This window comes from Pseudomonas sp. NPDC087614 (assembly GCF_044743485.1).
Lineage (GTDB): Bacteria > Pseudomonadota > Gammaproteobacteria > Pseudomonadales > Pseudomonadaceae > Aquipseudomonas > Aquipseudomonas baetica_A.
Map to the genome: position 1 here is coordinate 1 of NZ_JBIUWN010000101.1, position 16,310 is coordinate 16,310.

A 16,310-nucleotide genomic window follows, 5' to 3' on the forward strand; every position below is an offset into this window, starting at 1 on the left:
CCCCCCCCCCCCCCCCCCCCCCCCTACCCCCCGACCGGTGGGGCGCTACCCCGCCCCCGTTCTTAACACTCGGCGCGACGAGCTGGACACCGTTATCCTGTCGGTTGACCCAGAGCGCGAGCGTATCTCCCTGGGTATCAAGCAACTGGAAAGCGATCCGTTCTCCGAGTACGTCTCGGTCAACGACAAAGGCGCAATCGTTACTGGCACCGTGAAAGAAGTTGACGCCAAAGGCGCCATCATCGTTCTGGCTGACGACATCGAAGCGACCCTGAAAGCCTCCGAAATCAGCCGTGACCGCGTTGAAGACGCGCGCAACGTGCTGAAAGAAGGCCAGGAAGTTGAAGCCAAGATCATCAGCGTTGACCGCAAGAGCCGCGTAATCCAGCTCTCGATCAAGTCGAAAGACGACGCTGAAGAGAAAGAAGCAATCCAGAGCCTGAAAGAGACTCCGGAAGCTGCTACCGGCGAAACCACCATGGCGGCACTGCTGCGCCAGGCAATGGCCAAACAGAACTAAGTTCTGCTTGATCATTAAAAAGGGCGACTTCGGTCGCCCTTTTTTGTGCCTGCGATTTGATGAGTCCTGGTTTTCTTCTGCGCGAATCAGTGCTGTCTGTGAAACCAATCCAATCGCCTGATTGTCTGTTTCTTTAATGGGATCAATCGCCTATTCGCGACTAAGCTTGGTCTTAAGCGTGTAGTAGTCGGGCGTTGCCTGGCATAAGGAAGTGGATGAACAAGTTTATTGTCCTCATAGCGGTACTGGTTTTTGCAGGCTGTACTACAAATGCCAAGACCCATGCGGTGCGTGGTGTCAGCGGCATTGAAGTTGATTGCTCTGGGCTGGGCTCTGGCTGGGAGAGGTGTCAAAAGCGAGCGGCGAAGGAGTGTAAGGGGGCGGGTTACAAGGTGATCACTCGATCTGATGATGCCAAAGACGAAGATGAGTTTCCGTTTGGTTTCAATCCTGCTGGGTACGTGACCCGGACCATGCTGGTGATATGCCGTTGAGCGTGGGGTGATCCTGGCGAGTGAGTTTATGCCCTGAAAGCGGGCGTTTCAGCGCTGAAGAAGATATGTCAATCCCTGGGCTGTTCAAAATCTTCCGGGCATGCTAAAACCTTTCAAGCGCTGATCTAGCTGCTTGAAAAAGAAGGGAAAAATATGACGAAGTCGGAGTTGATCGAACGAATTGTCACCCATCAAGGGCTGCTCTCATCCAAGGATGTGGAGTTGGCCATCAAGACCATGCTTGAACAAATGTCCCAATGTCTGGCCACTGGTGATCGCATCGAGATCCGTGGGTTCGGCAGCTTCTCCCTGCACTACCGTGCGCCGCGCGTTGGTCGCAATCCAAAGACCGGCCAGTCTGTAAGTCTGGATGGAAAATTCGTTCCGCATTTCAAGCCGGGTAAAGAATTGCGTGATCGAGTGAACGAGGAAGAGGAGGAGGGGGTTTGACAGTCGCTATCTCTCAAGGAGTTACTCATGCGTAACCTCAAGCGCATACTTCTTGGCGTTTTTATTCTTTTGCTGGTGTTGGTGATTCTGGCGTTTGTTCTGGAAAATCAGCAATCGGTGTCGTTATTGTTTCTAGGCTTTTCCGGGCCTCAATTGCCGGTCTCGCTGGTAGTGGTTTTGGCATTGCTCATCGGTATGTTGATTGGCCCGATACTAGGCTGGTTTCTGGGACGTTCGTCCAGGGCGGCACGCAAACGAATTGTCTGAAAACGACAGGTGCATGGCATCTGTCGAAATTGCGCCTCAGCCTGTCTATATCCATTAGTAAAACGTTCATTAAGCTGTAAAATGCAGCCCTTGTTCGATAGTGGCACATTCCCACATCGATTCAGACTGACTCTGACAGAAGCCACAGGTTTTGATGGCTTCTGCATTCATGGATTAGGCGGTGATCGTTGGTGTCACTGTCCGCAGCTCAAGGGTATGGTTTCGCGTGAAAATTCTAGTTACCGGCGGCGCCGGGTTCATCGGCTCGGCAGTCATCCGTCACATCATTTCCAATACCACCGACTCAGTCGTTAACGTCGATAAGCTGACTTACGCCGGTAACCTGGAGTCGTTGGCTGAAGTGAGCCAGGATCCTCGTTATGCTTTCGAGCGCGTCGATATCTGCGACCGCGATCAAATCGACCGTGTCCTGCGTGAACACCAACCCGATGCCATCATGCACCTGGCTGCAGAGTCCCATGTCGATCGTTCGATTTCGGGCCCATCTGAATTCATCCAGACCAACATCATCGGCACCTACACCTTGCTGGAAGCTGCGCGCCACTATTGGGCAGCGCTAGACGATGCACGTAAAGCCAACTTCCGCTTTCACCATATTTCGACTGATGAAGTTTACGGAGACCTCGAAGGTCCGGAAGACCTATTCACTGAAACCACGCCTTATCAGCCAAGCTCGCCATACTCGGCCAGCAAGGCAAGTTCCGATCACTTGGTTCGCGCCTGGAGCCGTACTTACGGCTTGCCGACCCTGGTCACCAACTGCTCGAACAACTACGGTCCGTGCCACTTCCCTGAGAAACTGATCCCGCTGATCATTCTCAATGCACTGGAAGGCAAGCCACTGCCGGTCTACGGCAAAGGCAATCAGGTCCGCGATTGGCTCTACGTCGAAGACCACGCCCGCGCACTGTACAGAGTCGTGACCGAGGGCGTTATCGGCGAGACGTACAACATCGGTGGTCATAACGAAAAACAAAACATCGAAGTGGTGCATACCCTGTGCGCATTGCTCGACGAACTGCGTCCCGATTCCGCTCACCGTCCACATGCCAGCCTGATCACCTACGTTCAGGATCGTCCGGGTCACGACCAGCGTTACGCAATCGACGCCAGCAAAATCCAGCGTGAACTGGGTTGGGCGCCGGAAGAGACCTTTGAAACCGGCATCCGCAAAACGGTCGAGTGGTACCTCAACAACACTGAATGGGTCGCTCACGTGAAGAGCGGCAGCTATCAGCAGTGGATCGATCAGAACTACGCAGATCGTTCGAACAAGGCATGAAAATCCTCCTGTTCGGAAAAAACGGCCAGGTGGGCTGGGAGCTGCAGCGCTCCCTCGCGCCGCTTGGCGAGTTAATTGCCCTGGATCGCACTACGGTGGATGGACTGTCGGGCGACCTCTCCGATCTTGGGTCATTGCGCGCAACGATTCGTCAGGTAAGGCCCGACGTCATCGTGAATGCTGCTGCCTACAATGCCGTCGATAAAGCAGAGTCTGAACCCGATTTGGCCAATCTCTTGAATGGTCAGGCAATTCAGATCTTGGCCGAAGAGGCGCTCACTCTCGGGGCTTGGCTGATTCATTATTCAACTGACTATGTCTTCAGTGGACAAGGACAAGCCCCATGGCGGGAAACTGATACCGCGGCTCCGATCAATAGCTACGGCATGAGCAAGTTGGCCGGCGACCGTGCGATTCAGGCATCAGGCTGCAAGTATGTGATTCTTCGTACTAGCTGGGTTTATAGCGTTCGCGGCCAAAATTTTGCCAAGACAATGCTGCGCCTGGCTAAAGAGCGCGAAACCCTTAACGTCATCGCTGACCAGATCGGCGCTCCGACCGGTGCCGACTTGATCGCTGACGTGACGGCTTTGGTGCTTCACCGGCTCATTGATCAGCCAGAGTTGGCGGGCCTATATCACCTGACGGCTAGCGGTGAAGTGTCTTGGCACGACTATGCCCGTGATGTGATTGGTTTCGCCAAGGCTTTTGGCGAAGAGTTCGTTGTCTCTACGGTCAATCCCATTGATACATCTGCTTACCCAGCACCTGCACGCCGCCCTCTGAATTCACGATTGAATACTCAGAAACTGCGTGACAATTTTTCTCTACACTTGCCGGATTGGCAAAGTGGTGTAATCCGAATGCTTAGGGAAGTTTTGAATAAATGACCACGACAAATCGCAAAGGCATCATCCTCGCTGGTGGCTCGGGAACTCGCCTTCACCCTGCAACGTTGGCTATATCAAAACAGCTTTTGCCGGTTTTCGATAAGCCCATGATCTACTATCCGCTGAGTGTTCTTATGCTTGCGGGAATTAGAGACATTCTCATTATTTCCACGCCCCAGGACACACCGCGTTTCGAGCAATTGCTCGGTGATGGTAAGCGTTGGGGCCTCAACTTGCAGTATGCCGTACAGGAATCGCCTGATGGACTTGCTCAGGCATTTGTAATTGGTGAGAAGTTTATTGACGGCGGGTCTTGCGCGTTGGTCTTGGGCGACAACATATTCCATGGTCACGATTTCTATAATCTGCTCAAGAACGCAATGGCTCGGACGGAGGGGGCAAGCGTATTTGCATATCACGTCAATGATCCGGAACGGTACGGTATCGCCGAGTTTGATAGTCAAGGAAAGGTTATCAGCCTCGAAGAAAAGCCAGCGGTACCCAAGTCCAGCTACGCGGTAACCGGTTTGTATTTCTATGATTCGCAAGTTGTAGAACTTGCCAAGTCGTTAAAACCGTCTGCCCGGGGTGAACTCGAAATCACTGACTTGAATCGACTCTATCTGGAGAAACACCAGTTGGCCGTTGAAGTCATGGGCAGAGGATATGCGTGGCTGGATACCGGAACACACGAGTCGCTGCTAGAAGCGGGCCAGTTTATTTCGATGATGGAAAGCCGCCAAGGCTTGAAAGTCGCATGCCCTGAAGAAATTTCATTCCGCCAGGGCTGGATTGATGATGAGCAATTGAAAACGCTCGCGACACCATTGGAAAAAAATGGATATGGTAAATATCTACTGGCTATTCTGAGAGAAATAAAGAGTACACGAGCTTAATGATGACCCTTTATGGTATGAGTTCGAAACAAAGGGCGTATTTTGCTAGTTATAAGGTAAAAGAATGAAACAACATTATATTTTAGATGTTGAAATGGTCGCTGGGGTGATCGGGTGATTAATAAGGCATTTAGGCAGCTTTTTGAGTTGTGCAGAAGCCACGCCGTGCTATGGCAGTTAGTCCGTCAACATTTGATCCTACGGTATCGAAGGACTGCTTTGGGCTATCTGTGGACGTTGATTAATCCACTGATGATGATGACCGTAACTGCTGTAGTTTTTTCGACATTGTTCAAGGCAGACCTGAAGACCTATGCCGTATTCTTGTTCGCAGGGATGATTCCTTGGAACTGTTTTAGCGGCATAGTGACACAATCGGGGGCTGCGTTCATAAATAACGAAAGCCTGATAAAGAAAATATATCTACCAAAACTGATCTTTCCGTTGAGTGTTGCTCTCGGGGTTCTAATTGATAGTTGCCTGTCATTTGTCGCTCTGTTTTTGATCATTTTTGCAATCGGTGGGCATCTGACATGGGCGCTTCTGTCTATTCCGTTCGCCTATATGCTGTTGTTTGTGTTTGCGCTAGGGATTGCTCTATTTATCTCAATTGCGACAGTTTTCTTCCGGGACCTGCAACACATCATTTTGATTGCAATGCAAGCCTGGTTTTTCCTGACACCAATCATGTACAAAAATGACGCTCTGATGGGAAAGGTGGCTTGGTTAGTTAGCTTTAATCCGGTCGTTCCGTTTGTGGATTTGTTTCGTGCTCCTTTGACTCAAGGCGTCTTGCCAAACTCTACAACGGTTATGGTTTGCATGGCTCTGGCAGCGTGCAGTCTTTCTCTCGGGTTTATATTTTTTCTCCTTAAAGAGAAGAAAATTATCTTTAGGCTGTAAATAATATGTCTAATATCTCCATTGTCGATTTATCAGTTAAGTTTCGTATTTATCACGATTCGACACCCTCGTTTAAAGATTATTTTACCGGCATATTCAAAAAAAAGAGCAAGTCAGCGTGCTCGGATTTTCTGGCGGTCAATAATGTTTCCTTCAATTTGAATGCGGGTGACCGCGTCGGCATTGTAGGTCACAATGGCGCGGGTAAGAGTACGTTGTTGAAAGCATTGTGCCGGATTTATGAACCTTCACAAGGTACGATAAAAGTATCAGGACGTATCGCGCCGTTGTTGGAGATTGGTGCCGGCTTCCACCCGGAATTTACCGGGCGAGAAAACATCTATTTGAATGGTTCGATTCTGGGGTATACAAAAAGCCAGCTGGCTGAGATTGAACCAGAAGTTATCGCGTTCGCTGAACTTGAAGAGTTTATTGATACTCCGGTCAAGTACTACTCTACAGGTATGTATATGCGCCTGGCATTTTCGCTGGCGACAGCTGTACACCCCGAAGTACTGGTGCTTGACGAGATTTTTGCTGGTGGCGATGCGGCCTTTATGGAGAAGGCCAAGGCGAGAATGCACTCAATGATTGCTAAGGCAGACATTATGATTATGGTTTCTCACGATCATAACCTAGTTCAATCTTTGTGTAATCGCGTCATCTGGATGGATCATGGAAAGATGATCACTGATGGCGCGCCTGCTGAAGTAATAGAAATGTACCTCAAGGGAGCACCAACTCATGGATGAATTAAGTAGTGATCAGTTAAAGAAGCAGTTGGCGCTACTTGAGGCAAAAGTAGAGAAGCACGAAGAGCAACTGCGCTCGCTAAGCATATTGCTTAACGCGCAAGGTCGTATCTTTGAGGTTTCAAGATGGACGCCGACACAAAGTGTGGCCGAGAAAAAAATTGAGGCAGTTGAAGCAACAGTTCAACGGGTTGAGTTCAACACTGACCATTCTCATAACAGAGTTGAAAGATTAAGAGGCACGACAGTCGGCAAGTTTTATCTAAAGTACCTTAAACAAAATGCACTCATTCGTTGGTCTTTTTTGTGGCTTTGGCGAAACGGTTACCCAATTGTTGCGAATATTCGTGCTCATTTGTCGGGTAGCAAAAATCAAAGATGGCGTGAACTCACAAGTCATAAAAATTATGTGGCATCGAATGCTTTGAGTTTGCAGGTGCTTATTACGGAAGAACCGGTCGAGACGCCCGCGCCACGAGTGCTTTCCGCGGATGACCAACACTATTTAACCTCGCCGCATACATCGTACGTATACCCGGAAATTTATGTTTTTTCCGTGAATAATGCAATAGCGTACGGCGGGTCAAACCTTGTGTTGGTCGACAACAAAATACTACATCACGATCTTTATGATTTTACTCGAGATTACACAAGTGAAGAACTGCACGGTCGGTTAATTTTTGATCGCACGCTAAGCAAAGGGCGCTGGATGTCACACGATGCTGCACCGGAAGTCATCCCGGTTGCTGCTTCATTTCTTGATTCCTGTGCATTCAACTACGCGCACTGGATTACCGAAGTATTGCCCCGAGTCGCCATTTTTTGTGCAAATGAGGCTTATAAGGATATTCCGATTCTTATAAATGACGGGTTGCATCGGAATTTAATGGAGTCGCTAAGAGTTATCACGGGTAGCGATCGTAAAATTATTGCACTACCAACAGGTAAAGCTGCTGCTGTTGCTCATTTATATATCACCTCCGTTGCGGGTTACGTGCCATTCGAACGTCGTAACTCAACATTGGATGGGCACTCGCACGGCCTATTCAGTCCTACTGCGTTTGATTTGCTCAAGGCGAATGCAGAAAGTCAGGCTGTTAAATTAAATGGTAACTGGCCAGAAAAAATTATTATCAGAAGGAGAACGGGAGCCCGATTGGTCAGCAATTTTGCAGATCTGGAGTCGGCGCTTGTTCCAAAAGGCTTTAAAGTTGTTGAAGTGGAAAGCCTTACCTTTATTGAGCAGGTGGCACTGTTTAGTCGTGCAAAAATAATTATTGGCTCGTCAGGTGCTGCGTTAGCAAGCCTAGTGTTTGCGCCAAAAGACGCAAAAATATTCATTCTGATAAGCAAGTTTCCGGACACCAGCTATTGGTATTGGCAAAATATGGCTTGCTCCTCCGGGAAGCAGATAAACTACGTATTGGGCACAGCCGATTCGCCTGCAAAGGGAATCCATGCTGATTTTAGTATTGATTTGAAAAACTTTTTAAGTTTGCTTGAAGCGGATATTCCTGCGTGAATATTGCGGCCCGAAAAGAGGAGGCGCTGGAAATGAATTTGGATAAGTGTGAAATATTGACCTTGCCAAGAATTAATGATCCTCGTGGGAATCTCACTTATGTCGAGGCGGGTCGCCATATTCCGTTTGATATAAAAAGAGTTTACTATCTTTATGATGTTCCAGGCGGCGCAGAGCGGGGTGGTCACGCTCACAAAGCGTTGCATCAGTTGATTATTGCCATGTCAGGCTCTTTTGATATTCATATAGATGATGGGTTTGGCAAGAAAACGATTCATATGAATCGTAGCTACTCAGGTCTGTATATTTGTCCGATGATCTGGCGAGAGATTGATAACTTTTCCTCGGGTGCGGTATGTATGGTTTTAGCATCGGATTTTTACGATGAAGAAGACTATTATCGGGTTTATGACAAGTTCATCGCCGCCGCCAATTCAAGCCTCGCCATTAGTTGACGTGAATATGACTAAGCCCTGGTCGCAGGGCTTAGTTTTCTTTATAAGTCTTTACTTTTCCTCCCCGTTTCGCCATCGCAGTCTCAATTATCAGCACCGCCTCGCCCAAAAAATTACAGCTTCTATGGCGGCTTGTCGCGTGCCTATCTCATCGCGCTGAACCAGACCCGCATTGGTTGGCGAACACTTAACCTCTCGGGCCGCTGCCGATCAGGTACAGTATATACCGCGTAACGGGGGCGCTATTAACGGCTGATAGATAACCGGTATTAAGACTTTCTGGTGTTTTTAACAGTGGCCCGCTACAATAATTTCGGTGCAGCCGTTCTGTGGTGCTGCTCAAACGATGATATGGTGTATCTGATGATTCAATAGGTCAGATAACCAACTAACGAGCAGTGAGTATTGGTGGATTAAATTAAAATCAATTTTGCACTGATGGAGAAGCGCGTAGTGAATTTAGAGCATTCCACAATAGGCCTCAGATTTGTCGAGGTGACGGACGCAGAATTCATCCTGAGTCTGCGTTTGGATGATAGATACAATAAGTTTTTGTCAGGGGTTTCTCCAGATCTCGAATCGCAAAAAGCCTGGATTGCCAAGTATAAAACTGATGAGGCTGACAAAAAGCAGTTTTATTTTATTGTACAAAGGCTTGACGGCACGCCTTGTGGAACTGTTCGAGTATACGATATTCGCTCTGATTCGTTCTGTTGGGGAAGCTGGATTCTCAATGAAAATAAAACCCGATTCGCGGCAATCGAAAGTGCGTTTTTAGTCTATAAATTTGGTTTCGAGCAACTAGGGTTCAAAAAATGCCATTTCGATGTAATGAAAGGCAACGATAGAGTAATTTCCTTTCATAAGAAAATGGGCGCTGTTCAGGTTGGTGAAGATGATGCCAATTACTATTATGAAATTACAAATGATGCAGTTAAGCATTCAGAGCAGAAACTTTCGGTGATTTTTAAATGACAACTATTCCATTTCTTGATTTGGCTTCTGTAAACAGGACGTTACGTAGTGAATTGATTGAAGCTACGACTCGGGTAATTGATTCCGGGTGGTACATCGGCGGGCAAGAACTGGAAAAGTTTGAGGCAAGCTTTGCTAGTTACTGCGAAGTTAATCATTGCATTGGTGTTGCTAACGGGCTTGATGCCCTCATCCTGACGTTGCGCGCGTGGAAAGAACTCGGCAAGTTAAAAGATGGTGACGAAGTTATCGTGCCAGCCAACACGTACATTGCAAGTGTGCTAGCTATCACTGAAAATAAGCTAACGCCTGTGTTTGTTGAGCCGGACAGTAAAACGTTCAACCTTTGCCCAAAAAATGTTAAAGCGTCGCTGACCGACAAAACACGCGTGATCATGTGCGTTCACTTGTATGGTCAACTCGCAGATATGCCAAATCTGATGGCCATTGCGAAGGAACATGATCTGCTGGTTCTGGAGGATTCTGCCCAATCTCATGGCGCCAGTATCGATGGCAAACGTGCCGGTAACTGGGGTGATGCCTCAGGGTTCAGTTTCTACCCTGGTAAGAACCTCGGAGCATTGGGTGATGCCGGGGCTATCACGACAAATGACTCTGAATTAAATGATACCCTTCGAGCTATTCGTAACTATGGCTCCCATGAGAAATATAAAAGTTTGTATCAGGGCGTTAACAGCCGACTGGACGAAATCCAGGCTGCAATGCTCAGTGTAAAGTTAAGATATCTTGATCAGACGGTTGCTCATCGTAGAGAGATTGCTCGTATTTACACGAGTGGAATTAATAATAACTTGATCTCCTTGCCGGTCAGTAAAGATTTAGATGTGATTAGTATGCATCAACACGTCTGGCACTTGTATGTTGTTAGAGTTGAGCATCGTGAACAACTACAAGCTCACCTGTCGAAATTGGGTATTCAAACACTGATTCACTACCCGATCCCGCCACATAAACAAGAAGCCTATTCGCAATTCAATGCGCTGGATTTACCGGTTACTGAACAAATTCACAATGAAGTTCTTAGCTTGCCAATGGGGCCTACCCTGAGCCCGGAGCAAGCTGAGGAAATAGTAATCGCCTGTAATTCATTTAAGCTGGCGAACTAATCAATGCTCCTAGGCCTGCCAGTCTAGGTAAAGACTGGCAGGCTGCATAGAACATATTTGGCGTTTGTGCTTTCTTGGGAGAATATAATGTACTCCAGCAGTGCCGGACCGCTTGTTAGCATTTGCATTCCCGTGTTTAATCACTCGGATTACGTAGCGGAGTGCATCGAAAGTGTGATTGCTCAGTCCTATCAGAATATTGAACTTATCATTATTGATGATGGCTCAACTGATTTGTCCTATGCGATAGTCGAGCGTTATATCGATGCTTGTAAAGCACGTTTTCACCGATTCAAGGTCATCTCTCGCCCAAATGCCGGGGTGTCCGAGACGCTGAATGAGGGCTTGCGATGGGCCAACGGCAAATACTTTTGTGGCCTGGCCTCTGATGATGTGATTTTCGCCAATAAAACCAGTTTCCTTGTTGAATATCTGGAAAGTAATCCCGATACCGTTGCCGCGTTTGGTTCTGTTTATATAATTGATGAGAACTCCAAAAAAATAGGTCAGCGGACGGCCAATGCAATCTATAGTTTTAAAGATATATTTTTACTTCGGGCCGAGCTTCCGGCTCCTGCAGCGTTAATTAGACTCAGTGAATTGAATAGTGTCGGAGGATTTGACAAGAATACCAAGGTCGAAGATTGGGATATGTGGTTGAAACTTTCAATAGGAAGGCGTACTGCTATTGCTGTAGTTTCTGATTTGTTGGCGGGTTATCGCGTCCATTCGTCCAATACATGGAAGCAGCTTGATGTCATGCATGCAGCAAAAGTAAAAATTGTCGAGCGATATTCAGAACATGAATATTATGCTCAAGCGCGTGCTGTTGTTGAGTGTGCACGATTCAGGGATTTATCAATCGCCAGGAAGAAAGAGTCGTTGCAGGTTTTTTTTAATATTGCTCGAATTCCTCAGGTTTATAAGGAACTCCGTTTTTATCAGGGTTTATGTTATCTTTTTTTTCGGTGGTAGTGATACCGGTTGTGCCTTTTTATATGGATGGGATTATAGTGCACTGCGTTTTTATTAAAGGAGGAGTATGAAGTTCTTTCTTACTGGAGGCAGTGGTTTCATTGGCAGAGCATTGTGCCGCGCTCTAGTAGCTCGCGGAGATGAAGTGGTTATTTTAAGCCGAAAAACGTGGCTGTCTGTTCCTGGGGTTGAGGTGATCCTCGGTGATGTTTCTGATTTGGGGGGCGAGTTATCTTCCCGGCTCCATGATGTTGATGTGGTTATTAACTGCATGGGAGAAGTCGGAGCAGAAACTAAGATGTACGAGTTGCATGTTAACGGCACCAGAAGACTAATCGGTAGTTTTTTGAGTCATTCGAAGAAAACAAAAAAACCGATACACTTTGTGCAGCTTAGTAGTGTCGGTGCCTATGGCATGGCCTCGAGATCAAACGGGCGCAGACTAACGGTTGACGAGCAATCCGTTCCTTACCCTGTAGGCCAGTACGAAGTCTCCAAAACTGTCGCAGATGAAATGGTTGTTAGCTACTGCACAGAAAATCCGGCAATGACCTATACAATTGTTCGTCCAACAAATGTTGTTGGGCAGGATATGTCTAATCGGTCATTTCACCAGTTGGCCAATATGGTGCGCAGAGGTGTATTTTTTTACATCGGTAACACTGCAGCCGTCGCGAATTATGTACATGTGGAAGACGTCGTTCGCGCACTTGTGCTTTGTGCAACAGACGGGCGTGCTAAAAATAAGACATACATCGTCTCTAATGACTGCATGTTACGTAAAGTCATTATCGCAATGGCTAAGCGTTATCAGGTTAGATATCCTCGTCTAGTAATTCCCGCGTGGTTGGCTCGTTTGTCGGTTGCTTTGTTTTCGTCAATACCAAAGTTTCCACTAACCACCGGGAGGGTTGATGCTTTGGTTTCAAAAGTGAGCTATTCGAATGAACTGATTAAGGCAGAGCTAGGCTTTACCGCAATTTTTGATATTCCAGATTCTGTTCCTTCCATTCTGAAGGGTAAACAATGATGGAAAGAAAAAAAATTTGTATAGTTTCGACTGTGCCTGTTGTCCTAAATGTTTTTATGCGTTCGCATATTTTAAAGCTTTCGAGTTTTTTTGATATTACGTTAGTGACATCTGGTTCTATATGTGGTGTTGATAAATTGCTGTCTACCCATGTTGATTTTGTGCGTTTGGATATCGAGAGGAAAATTTCGATAGGAAAGGATTTTCGAGCCCTCTTGTTATTGTCTAAACATTTAAGAATATCTAGGTATGATTGTGTATTTTCTCTTATGCCGAAGTCGGGCTTGGTAGGAATGTTGGCCGGGTTTATAGCAAGGACTCCCGTGAGGGTACACATCTTTACTGGGCAAGTTTGGGCAACCAAGTCTGGGCTGTTCCGCGCTCTCTTATCGATGCTGGATAGGCTTTTGGCATTGTGCGCGACTCATCTTCTGGCTGATAGTTACTCGCAAAAGTGCTTCTTGGAAGATAATCGAGTTGCACCGGTTGGCAAGATTAAAGTTTTGGGCAATGGCTCCATTAGCGGTGTCGATACCAACAGGTTTTCTGCAAATCCGGTAATCAGACGCATGATCAGGGAGACGATAGGTATTAAGGAAACCGATGTTGTTTTCCTTTTTCTGGGGCGTGCTTCCCGGGCAAAGGGCGTCGTTGATCTTGCATGTGCTTTCAGCAAACTGTCAGAGCAATTTGAAAATGTGCACCTGCTTTTAGTCGGTCCCGACGATGACGGTGTTGATGAGGAGTTAGACTCCATTCTTTTGGGTAAAGAAGGGCGCTATCATCGTATAGGGTTTACCGACGTCCCGGAAGAATGGATGGCTGCTGCTGATATTTTTTGTCTACCAAGCTATCGTGAGGGTTTTGGAACTGCTGTTGTCGAGGCGGCGAGTGTCGGGTTACCTGCGATAGTTTCAAGAATTTATGGACTAACTGACGCAGTTGATGAGGGAAAAACTGGAGTTTTCCATCCGTCAGGCGACAGAGATGAAATATTTAATTGTATGAAGAAACTCTACGAGGATCCGCTATTCAGAAGCCACATGTCAGAGCAGGCTCATCAGCGCGCGGCGAATTTTTTTTCGCAAGACTACGTAACCGCTGAAATGGTGTTGTATTTTAATGCAGTTATGAAGTGATCGCGTTTTTATATAACTTGGAAGAGTGTCAGTGAATATATTAATGACGGGTGCAACAGGTTTTGTCGGTCGCGCGCTGTTACATAAGCTATGCGAAGTGCCCGACGACAACGTCGTAGCACTGTCGCGGCGAACTATTGAAGATGCTCCCACTAATTCAAAGTTCGTGATTTCAGAGGGTTTTTCTGTTCCCGAAGCGAATCTGTCATTATTGAAAGATATAGATGTGGTGGTTCATTGTGGTGCGCGGGCACATCAAATGCATGATGATCCTCATACATGTTTAGAAGAATATCGTCGAGTCAACGTACTTCAGACGGCCAAACTGGCAAAGCAGGCGGTTGAAGCAAATGTTAAGCGATTTATCTACATTAGTTCTATTAAAGTTGCTGGAGAGTTGACTGAGAAGGGCAGGGTGTTTAACGCAGAGGATACCCCTGAACCCGTTGATCCTTATGGAGTGTCGAAAATGGAGGCTGAGCGTGAGTTACAACGCCTTGCGGCCGCGTCTCAGATGGAGTTGGTGATAATAAGGCCTGTGTTGGTTTATGGTCCCGGCGTGAAGGCCAATTTTCTAACACTAATCAGTTTGATCAACAGGAGGGTTCCGCTACCCTTTGCCAGAGTCCGTAACAAACGTAGCTTTGTTTATCTGGGCAATTTGGTCGAGTTTATCAAGTTGTGTTTGGTGCACCCTGCTGCCGCAAATAACGTATTTTTGATAAGCGACGGGGAAGACCTTTCAACGCCTGGTCTGGTTTCAAAAATATCTGCAGCCTTAGGTCGATCAACCTTTTTGATACCTATGCCCGTTCGATTGATGAGTTTATGCGCGATCATTTTTGGCAGGCGTGCTATCACAATTCGCCTCTTTTCATCCTTGCAGGTTGATGTCAGTAAAAATTCGGTGCTATTGAACTGGGAACCACCTTATAGCGTGGATCAGGGCATAGAAAATACTGTAAAAGCTTATATTGAGAATTCCAAAGCATGATCTATTATCTCTTCGTGGCTTTTGTTGTTCTGCTTTCCCTTGCGCTGACTTACGGATTACGCCGTTATGCGATAGCACGTAAGCTTATAGATGTTCCTAATTCAAGAAGTTCTCACGCGGTTCCTACACCGAGAGGGGGGGGCGTAGCGATTGTTTTTTCTTTTTTGCTGGCAAACGTGCTGTTGCTAGCGGTTGGCATGATTTCGCCACCATTTTTCATCGCAGTTTTTTTTCCAGGGGTACTGGTTGCAACATTAGGCTTTGTTGATGATCACGGTCATGTCTCTGCGAGTTGGCGGTTGCTCGGTCACTTCGCTGCGGCACTGGGTGTTTTATTCTGTTTTGGTAGTGGTCCCTCTATTTCCATCGCGGGTTTTGTAATTGGCTCCTGGTACGCCTGTGGTGTTTTTGCGGTTTTTTATTTGGTCTGGATGATCAACTTATATAACTTCATGGACGGCATAGATGGTTTGGCGAGTGTGGAGGCGCTGACAGCAACGCTTTCTGCTGCCTTTCTATATTGGTTGATGGGGCTGGATGATCTGATTTGGGCACCATTGGTCATGGCTGCTTCGGTGTCAGGTTTTCTGTTTTTCAATTTCCCCCCTGCGCGAATATTCATGGGTGATGCAGGCAGCGGGTTTATTGGGCTGATGCTGGGGGTTTTGTCAGTAAGCGGGGCAATGGCAGCCCCCCAGTTTCTGTGGGGTTGGATGATACTGCTGGGGGTCTTCATTGTTGATGCGACTTACACATTGGGCCGGCGCTTGCTACGTGGGGAAAAAATCTATGAAGCCCATCGAAGCCATGCCTATCAATCCGCATCGAGGAAGCATGGTAGTCACTTAATCGTCACGATGACTGTTGGGTTAATCAATCTATGTTGGCTTTTACCCATTGCGGCGCTGGTGGTGTGTTTGAAGCTTGAGGGGGTAGTGGGACTGGTGATCGCCTATTTGCCGTTGTTAGTTCTCGCGCACAGCTATAGTGCCGGAATGCCGGAGCAAGCTTGAGATCTTGAATCAGGGTATACGATCCATAAACCCCACCTACCCAGTGGTGGAGCAACGGTCTACCGAGGCATCTGCGGCGAGCAGTTCCACGGCAGTAATGCTTCGTATTCTTCGACCGACGAGGCATGCGGCAACCGCTCCAGTACTTGGTGCAGACACGTATAGGGCTCTTGGCCGTTGACCTTGGCGGCCCCCGGCCCCCGGTCCCCGGTGTCAGGATAGTTGTCGCCTCTCCGAATTTTCCTGAAAAAGCAAATCGGGGGCGGAAAGAGACTGTTCGTGCCGTACTATTCACCTGAACGCAAAGCCGCATTGCTCAAGATGTTGCGTAACCGCTCCATGAACTACACATTCAAAGCACTCCCCTGACGCCGGATGCTGTGCTCCCGTTTTTCTCCGGAGCCAGCCCCGCCATGATGCGACCCGACGCCAAAGTCGAAAAAGTGTACCTCTACCCCAAACCCGTGGACTTGCGAAAATCCATCGACGGCCTCGCCGCTCTGGTCGAACGTAACCGATCCATAAACCCCACCTACCGCAGGATGAGGCTTTGATTTACCGTGGCATCTCCGGTGAGCAGTTCCACGGAAGCAAGGCCTCATAGT

General features: G+C 47.6%; 19 protein-coding genes and 1 pseudogene. 19 read left to right on the forward strand and 1 reads right to left on the reverse strand.

The window, feature by feature from the left end; translation table 11 throughout:
* The 18 genes from ACIOWA_RS25125 to ACIOWA_RS25210 form a co-directional block, all read left to right on the forward strand.
* A partial coding sequence (locus ACIOWA_RS25125) for a S1 RNA-binding domain-containing protein (protein ID WP_401162469.1) occupies positions 1-520 on the forward strand: 520 nt, incomplete at its 5' end.
* 215 nt (positions 521-735) lie between these two features.
* On the forward strand, positions 736-1,014 hold the full coding sequence (locus ACIOWA_RS25130) for a hypothetical protein (RefSeq protein WP_339431149.1): 279 nt from the start codon (positions 736-738) through the stop codon (positions 1,012-1,014).
* Positions 1,015-1,167: 153 nt separating this feature from the next.
* The gene (gene ihfB / locus ACIOWA_RS25135; protein ID WP_003189779.1) at positions 1,168-1,464 is read left to right on the forward strand and encodes an integration host factor subunit beta; all 297 of its coding nucleotides are present in this window, start codon (positions 1,168-1,170) and stop codon (positions 1,462-1,464) included.
* 27 nt (positions 1,465-1,491) lie between these two features.
* Positions 1,492-1,731, forward strand: a complete 240-nt coding sequence (locus ACIOWA_RS25140; protein WP_339538256.1) for a lipopolysaccharide assembly protein LapA domain-containing protein — start codon at positions 1,492-1,494, stop codon at positions 1,729-1,731.
* A gap of 226 nt (positions 1,732-1,957) precedes the next feature.
* Positions 1,958-3,034 (forward strand): dTDP-glucose 4,6-dehydratase, encoded by a 1,077-nt coding sequence (rfbB, locus tag ACIOWA_RS25145; RefSeq protein ID WP_401162470.1) that lies wholly within the window; start codon positions 1,958-1,960, stop codon positions 3,032-3,034.
* On the forward strand, positions 3,031-3,924 hold the full coding sequence (gene rfbD, locus ACIOWA_RS25150; RefSeq protein ID WP_401162472.1) for a dTDP-4-dehydrorhamnose reductase: 894 nt from the start codon (positions 3,031-3,033) through the stop codon (positions 3,922-3,924). The genes rfbB and rfbD overlap by 4 nt, the downstream gene beginning before the upstream one ends.
* The gene (gene rfbA / locus ACIOWA_RS25155; RefSeq protein WP_401162474.1) at positions 3,921-4,820 is read left to right on the forward strand and encodes a glucose-1-phosphate thymidylyltransferase RfbA; all 900 of its coding nucleotides are present in this window, start codon (positions 3,921-3,923) and stop codon (positions 4,818-4,820) included. The genes rfbD and rfbA overlap by 4 nt, the downstream gene beginning before the upstream one ends.
* Positions 4,821-4,985: 165 nt before the next feature.
* Positions 4,986-5,723, forward strand: a complete 738-nt coding sequence (locus ACIOWA_RS25160; protein ID WP_401162476.1) for an ABC transporter permease — start codon at positions 4,986-4,988, stop codon at positions 5,721-5,723.
* Between the two features lie 5 nt (positions 5,724-5,728).
* Positions 5,729-6,475 carry an ABC transporter ATP-binding protein gene (locus ACIOWA_RS25165; RefSeq protein WP_401162478.1) on the forward strand — a complete coding sequence of 249 codons (747 nt, stop codon included), beginning with the start codon at positions 5,729-5,731 and terminating at the stop codon, positions 6,473-6,475.
* On the forward strand, positions 6,468-7,997 hold the full coding sequence (locus ACIOWA_RS25170) for a glycosyltransferase family 61 protein (RefSeq protein WP_401162480.1): 1,530 nt from the start codon (positions 6,468-6,470) through the stop codon (positions 7,995-7,997). Before ACIOWA_RS25165 ends, ACIOWA_RS25170 begins: the two co-directional genes overlap by 8 nt.
* A complete protein-coding gene (locus tag ACIOWA_RS25175; protein ID WP_401162482.1) occupies positions 7,994-8,452 on the forward strand; it encodes a sugar 3,4-ketoisomerase in 459 nt (152 codons plus the stop codon). Before ACIOWA_RS25170 ends, ACIOWA_RS25175 begins: the two co-directional genes overlap by 4 nt.
* A gap of 453 nt (positions 8,453-8,905) precedes the next feature.
* Positions 8,906-9,427 carry a GNAT family N-acetyltransferase gene (locus ACIOWA_RS25180; RefSeq protein WP_401162484.1) on the forward strand — a complete coding sequence of 174 codons (522 nt, stop codon included), beginning with the start codon at positions 8,906-8,908 and terminating at the stop codon, positions 9,425-9,427.
* Positions 9,424-10,554, forward strand: coding sequence for a DegT/DnrJ/EryC1/StrS family aminotransferase (locus tag ACIOWA_RS25185; RefSeq protein WP_401162486.1), 1,131 nt, complete (start codon positions 9,424-9,426; stop codon positions 10,552-10,554). Before ACIOWA_RS25180 ends, ACIOWA_RS25185 begins: the two co-directional genes overlap by 4 nt.
* Positions 10,555-10,641: 87 nt before the next feature.
* Positions 10,642-11,529, forward strand: coding sequence for a glycosyltransferase (locus ACIOWA_RS25190; RefSeq protein WP_401162488.1), 888 nt, complete (start codon positions 10,642-10,644; stop codon positions 11,527-11,529).
* Between the two features lie 67 nt (positions 11,530-11,596).
* On the forward strand, positions 11,597-12,559 hold the full coding sequence (locus tag ACIOWA_RS25195) for an NAD-dependent epimerase/dehydratase family protein (protein WP_401162490.1): 963 nt from the start codon (positions 11,597-11,599) through the stop codon (positions 12,557-12,559).
* Positions 12,556-13,698: a glycosyltransferase gene (locus ACIOWA_RS25200; protein WP_401162492.1), complete on the forward strand. Its 1,143-nt coding sequence runs from the start codon at positions 12,556-12,558 to the stop codon at positions 13,696-13,698. The genes ACIOWA_RS25195 and ACIOWA_RS25200 overlap by 4 nt, the downstream gene beginning before the upstream one ends.
* A 31-nt stretch (positions 13,699-13,729) precedes the next feature.
* Positions 13,730-14,692 carry an NAD-dependent epimerase/dehydratase family protein gene (locus ACIOWA_RS25205; RefSeq protein WP_401162494.1) on the forward strand — a complete coding sequence of 321 codons (963 nt, stop codon included), beginning with the start codon at positions 13,730-13,732 and terminating at the stop codon, positions 14,690-14,692.
* Positions 14,689-15,705: a glycosyltransferase family 4 protein gene (locus ACIOWA_RS25210; RefSeq protein ID WP_401162496.1), complete on the forward strand. Its 1,017-nt coding sequence runs from the start codon at positions 14,689-14,691 to the stop codon at positions 15,703-15,705. The genes ACIOWA_RS25205 and ACIOWA_RS25210 overlap by 4 nt, the downstream gene beginning before the upstream one ends.
* 59 nt (positions 15,706-15,764) lie before the next feature.
* Here the strand turns inward: ACIOWA_RS25210 and ACIOWA_RS25215 are convergent.
* A pseudogene (locus ACIOWA_RS25215) lies at positions 15,765-15,893 on the reverse strand (transposase domain-containing protein); the annotation flags it as partial.
* A gap of 228 nt (positions 15,894-16,121) precedes the next feature.
* Between ACIOWA_RS25215 and tnpB the strand changes: the two are divergent.
* Positions 16,122-16,259, forward strand: coding sequence for an IS66 family insertion sequence element accessory protein TnpB (tnpB, locus tag ACIOWA_RS25220; protein ID WP_401162498.1), 138 nt, complete (start codon positions 16,122-16,124; stop codon positions 16,257-16,259).
* The last annotated feature ends 51 nt before the right edge of the window (positions 16,260-16,310 follow it).

What these genes read in the sequence shown, in the direction of transcription:
- ACIOWA_RS25190 (WP_401162488.1), top strand. Translation starts at nt 10,642, where the DNA reads ATGTACTCCAGCAGTGCCGGACCGCTTGTTAGCATTTGCATTCCCGTG.
- ACIOWA_RS25165 (WP_401162478.1), top strand. Translation starts at nt 5,729, where the DNA reads ATGTCTAATATCTCCATTGTCGATTTATCAGTTAAGTTTCGTATTTAT.
- ACIOWA_RS25140 (WP_339538256.1), top strand. Translation starts at nt 1,492, where the DNA reads ATGCGTAACCTCAAGCGCATACTTCTTGGCGTTTTTATTCTTTTGCTG.
- rfbA (WP_401162474.1), top strand. Translation starts at nt 3,921, where the DNA reads ATGACCACGACAAATCGCAAAGGCATCATCCTCGCTGGTGGCTCGGGA.
- ACIOWA_RS25210 (WP_401162496.1), top strand. Translation starts at nt 14,689, where the DNA reads ATGATCTATTATCTCTTCGTGGCTTTTGTTGTTCTGCTTTCCCTTGCG.
- ACIOWA_RS25130 (WP_339431149.1), top strand. Translation starts at nt 736, where the DNA reads ATGAACAAGTTTATTGTCCTCATAGCGGTACTGGTTTTTGCAGGCTGT.
- ihfB (WP_003189779.1), top strand. Translation starts at nt 1,168, where the DNA reads ATGACGAAGTCGGAGTTGATCGAACGAATTGTCACCCATCAAGGGCTG.
- ACIOWA_RS25185 (WP_401162486.1), top strand. Translation starts at nt 9,424, where the DNA reads ATGACAACTATTCCATTTCTTGATTTGGCTTCTGTAAACAGGACGTTA.
- ACIOWA_RS25170 (WP_401162480.1), top strand. Translation starts at nt 6,468, where the DNA reads ATGGATGAATTAAGTAGTGATCAGTTAAAGAAGCAGTTGGCGCTACTT.
- tnpB (WP_401162498.1), top strand. Translation starts at nt 16,122, where the DNA reads ATGCGACCCGACGCCAAAGTCGAAAAAGTGTACCTCTACCCCAAACCC.
- rfbD (WP_401162472.1), top strand. Translation starts at nt 3,031, where the DNA reads ATGAAAATCCTCCTGTTCGGAAAAAACGGCCAGGTGGGCTGGGAGCTG.
- ACIOWA_RS25195 (WP_401162490.1), top strand. Translation starts at nt 11,597, where the DNA reads ATGAAGTTCTTTCTTACTGGAGGCAGTGGTTTCATTGGCAGAGCATTG.
- ACIOWA_RS25200 (WP_401162492.1), top strand. Translation starts at nt 12,556, where the DNA reads ATGATGGAAAGAAAAAAAATTTGTATAGTTTCGACTGTGCCTGTTGTC.